Source organism: Psychrobacter sp. TB55-MNA-CIBAN-0194 (genome assembly GCF_040309505.1).
In the GTDB taxonomy this organism is placed as follows: Bacteria; Pseudomonadota; Gammaproteobacteria; order Pseudomonadales; family Moraxellaceae; genus Psychrobacter; species Psychrobacter fozii.
Window position 1 is genome coordinate 1 of sequence record NZ_JBEOOW010000477.1, and the last position, 258, is coordinate 258.

Sequence of the window (258 nt, forward strand, 5' to 3'; positions counted from 1 at the left end):
GTTAATAATAGATAGGCAAGCAGTCAAATTAGAAATGATGCCAATTAAGCATCGTTTGGCTCTTCTGTTACTTTAGTACTATAAGATGTGTTGGGTTTGTCTTTGACCAACCTGACTTTATTGGCTGTTTTTTTATTAACGATGGGCTCAGAAGTCACGCCAAAGACTTTTTTGTGTCTTCTTACGGCTAAAGCATCCGCTGCGGCTTTTTCTTCTGCTAATGCCTGCTCATGCAGATTTTTATAGACGCCTATTGTC

1 pseudogene is annotated in these 258 nt (G+C 39.1%); it reads right to left on the reverse strand.

The window, feature by feature from the left end:
• Positions 1-44 precede the first annotated feature (44 nt).
• Positions 45-258 (reverse strand): annotated as a pseudogene (locus AAEY75_RS15965) (glycosyl transferase family 1); the annotation flags it as partial.